The following is a 3502-nucleotide window of genomic DNA, read 5'->3' on the forward strand; positions in this document are numbered from 1 at the left end:
CGCGACCTGCTCGCCGCCTGCCGCCCGCGCGACCAAGCCGATTTCGTCGTGCTGCATTCCTATGACGGCTACACCACCAATCTGTCGTTGGAGGATTTCGCCGCTGCCGACGCCCTGCTGGCGCATAGCTGGTCCGGCCAGCCGCTGAGCCAGGAGCATGGCGGCCCGGTACGGCTCGTGGTGCCGCATCTCTATTTCTGGAAGAGCGCGAAATGGCTGAAGGCGATCGAATTCCTCGACGCCGACAAGCCCGGCTATTGGGAGGTGCGCGGCTATCACAATCGCGGCGATCCCTTCGCCGAGCAGCGCTATTCGGAGTGATCGTCATTTGTAGATAGCCATCCTGCGAGACGCATCGCTGCGCGTTGCTCCTCAGGATGACGGGAACAGAGCGAACTGTAGCCCGGGTGAGCGCAGCGATACCCCGGGGCACCAAGTCCCGCATGGCGCTGCGCTTATGCGGGCAGCGATACCTGTCACCGGACGAGCCGCGTCTCACTCGGTGGGTGCAGTTCGATAGTATCACCGCAATTTCCGAGACTGCCGGACCTATCGCATGGAATTCACTTCAGAGACGGGCAAGATACCGAAAGGCTACGGCTACCTTCTCAAGCCGTCCGTGATCCTCAATGCACTGACCGCTGCAAATCTGGGAGGCATTCGCATCCATCTCGTTCGCAGCCACGGCAGGCGTCTGTTCGATGCACGCTACAAGCCACCGGACGGCGAGGTGCCTTACGAGCGTCTCCACATCAAGGTGGGAACGGCCCACGAACGGGACCTGCCCGAGCTTCGTCGACAGGCGAAATCCGAAGCCCTGCCGGCTCTCGTCCAATGGATTTCAGAAATCGTCGCCCAAGACCTGCGATCCGCGATCCGGCGCGGCGACCAGGACATTGAGCTATTGCCGCCTCGCGACTGACTGCCCGTCTTCCCCACCCACGTGCCGGTCATTTTCCTCGTCATTGCGAGCGAAGCGAAGCAATCCAGAGGCAGAAAGAAAGACTGGATTGCTTCGTCGCCTTCGGCTCCTCGCAATGACGGACAGAGAGGGCCGATTGAATGGTTGCTGCGAGCTACGCTTCGGACCAGACGATTTGGGTGCCCTGTCTAGCTCTCTGCGCAAAAATATTCTTCTTGTATTTTTCTGAAAATCGTGATTTACTCCCGCGCATCCCGCCTCATTGCAGGGGCGTATCGCGATCGTCACGGACGTGGAGCGCGGGATGCGGTGGGCGCAACGGGTCGCAGCATGGTTGTCCATGCGGACGAACGGTCCGGTGCGCTCGGCGAAATCGTGTGGTCTTGGCGCCGCGGTGCTGGCGCTAAATCGCGGTGCTCTGACGCGCAGCGCGATGACGGGGGCAACAGAGCCGTTCCCCGGAGAGAGCACGTATAAGCCGTTCAAACCATCGCGCAGGGAAGGCCGGGATGTCCTCAGCCGTACCTGTGGTTCTGCCGCCTGCATTTTTTCCGCAGGCGGGCCATGGGGGCGGCAGGCTCCCGGCCTTCCCCGCGCCCTCTTCGATTCCTTGAGGGCGAATATCCGCAAAACTCGGGCCGTGCACGCCGCGAGAACGCGCCATCATATCCGCGTGTATGAGTATATCTGCTGTATGAGAATGTGAAACGATGCCGTCGGATCGCTCCGGGATGACGGTCCAAAACGCAGTGGTCAGGAGGGTCACAAATGCCGACCGAACGTTTCCAGTTTGAATCCGCAGCCGGTCACCAGCTCGCCGCCGCGCTCGACCTGCCCGACGGCACGCCGCAGGCGTATGCGCTGTTCGCGCATTGCTTTTCCTGCGGCAAGGACAGCCACGCCTCGCGGCGCATTGCCATGGCGTTGGCCGCCCAGGGGATCGCGGTGCTGCGCTTCGACTTCACGGGGCTCGGCTCCAGCGAAGGCGAATTCGCCAACACTACGTTTTCCTCCAATGTCGCCGATCTCGTGCGCGCCGCAGCTCATCTGCGCGAAACCCGCGCCGCGCCGGCGCTGCTGATCGGTCACAGCCTGGGTGGCGCGGCGGTGCTTGCCGCGGCTGCCGAGATTCCGGAAGCCAGGGCGGTGGTCACCATATCGGCGCCGTCCGATCCCGCGCATATCACCGGCCAGTTCAAGGACCAGGTCGCGAACATCCGCGCCAACGGCACGGCAGAAGTCTCACTCGCCGGCCGCCCGTTCCGGATCAGCAGCGCCCTGCTCGACGACGTCGCCGAGCACAGACTGATGGACAAGATCACCCATCTGCATAAGGCGCTGCTCATCATGCATTCGCCTGTCGACGACACCGTCGGGATCGACAACGCCACCCGCATCTTCGTCGCCGCCAGGCATCCTAAGAGCTTCGTCTCCCTCGATCACGCCGACCACCTGGTGAGCGACAGGAAGGATGCCGGCTATGTCGCCGGCGTGATCGCGGCCTGGGCCAGCCGCTATGTCGATGCCAGCGCGCCGCAGCCGGCCACCGACAGCATCGCGCCGCGCGAGGTCGTGGTGCGCGAAACCCGGGTCGGCAAATTCCAGCAGACGGTGGCGATCGGACCGCATCATCTGATCGCGGACGAGCCGGTCGCGGCCGGCGGCAACGATACCGGCCCAGGGCCTTATGATTTCCTGCTCACCGGCCTCGGTGCCTGTACCTCGATGACCATGCGGCTTTATGCCGATCGCAAGGCGCTGCCGCTCGATCGCGTCACCGTGACACTCCGCCACAGCAAGATCTACGCCAAAGACTGCGCCGACTGCGAGACCAAGGAAGGCATGATCGACCAGATGGAGCGGGTGATCGCGATGGATGGCGCACTCGACGAGGCGCAGCGCGCGAAGCTGATGGAGATCGCCGACAAGTGCCCGGTGCACCGCACGCTGACCTCGGAGGTGCGTATCGTAACGCGGCGCGCAGAGTGAACTCAGCGTGCGGGTTCGGCCACCAGCGGCTGAACCCGCAGAAAGCCACCACGCAGGCCCAGCGCCGTGCCGGCCAGGATGCCGCCGACAGCGACGAACGACGTCAGCGCCAAGGTCGAGATGCCGGTGAGCCCCTGCCCGATCGAGCAGCCGAACGCCATCACGCCGCCAGCGCCCATCAGCGCCGCACCGGACGCCGAGCGCAGCATATGACGCGGCGAGGTGAAGCCTTCGAGCTTGAAACGGCCGCTGGCGAGCGCCGTCACCAGGCTGCCTGCGAACACGCCGGCCACCGTGGCGATGCCGAAATTAAGCGTCAGCCCGGTCGACAGCATCGCATATTGCAGGGTGTCCGCGATCGGCGCAATGAAGGTCAGCGACGTCACCGCAACTGGATTGAAATCGTCATTGCCGAGATAACCGGTTGCATACCAGCCGGCCGCGATCAGGAGCCCCATCACGAAACCCGCTACGATCTGGACGGGCGCGCGGCGGAACGGCCGATGCGCGAAGGCGAACGCGACCAGCACGCCACCGACCAGGAGGGTCGGCAGCAGCCGCGCGGCCGTGCCATGCAGCCCGCCGCTCGAC

4 protein-coding genes are annotated in these 3502 nt (G+C 64.2%); 3 read left to right on the forward strand and 1 reads right to left on the reverse strand.

Features of this window, described 5'->3' with window-relative positions; all coding sequences use genetic code 11:
- The 3 genes from WA702_RS18205 to WA702_RS18215 form a co-directional block, all read left to right on the forward strand.
- The coding region (locus WA702_RS18205; protein WP_425111927.1) for a molybdopterin-dependent oxidoreductase at positions 1–321 on the forward strand (321 nt) is incomplete at its 5' end.
- A gap of 235 nt (positions 322–556) precedes the next feature.
- On the forward strand, positions 557–922 hold the full coding sequence (locus WA702_RS18210) for a hypothetical protein (protein ID WP_425111928.1): 366 nt from the start codon (positions 557–559) through the stop codon (positions 920–922).
- 768 nt (positions 923–1690) lie between these two features.
- A complete protein-coding gene (locus WA702_RS18215; protein ID WP_425111929.1) occupies positions 1691–2911 on the forward strand; it encodes an alpha/beta fold hydrolase in 1221 nt (406 codons plus the stop codon).
- 2 nt (positions 2912–2913) lie between these two features.
- On the opposite strand, the gene WA702_RS18220 is transcribed toward WA702_RS18215, so the two are convergent.
- The coding region (locus WA702_RS18220) for a YeeE/YedE thiosulfate transporter family protein (protein ID WP_425111930.1) at positions 2914–3502 on the reverse strand (589 nt) is incomplete at its 5' end.

This window comes from Bradyrhizobium sp. (assembly GCF_049798375.1).
Lineage (GTDB): Bacteria > Pseudomonadota > Alphaproteobacteria > Rhizobiales > Xanthobacteraceae > Bradyrhizobium.

Excerpts from the sequence above, each read along its gene's own strand:
- WA702_RS18210 (WP_425111928.1), top strand. The coding sequence starts at position 557 with ATGGAATTCACTTCAGAGACGGGCAAGATACCGAAAGGCTACGGCTAC.
- WA702_RS18215 (WP_425111929.1), top strand. The coding sequence starts at position 1,691 with ATGCCGACCGAACGTTTCCAGTTTGAATCCGCAGCCGGTCACCAGCTC.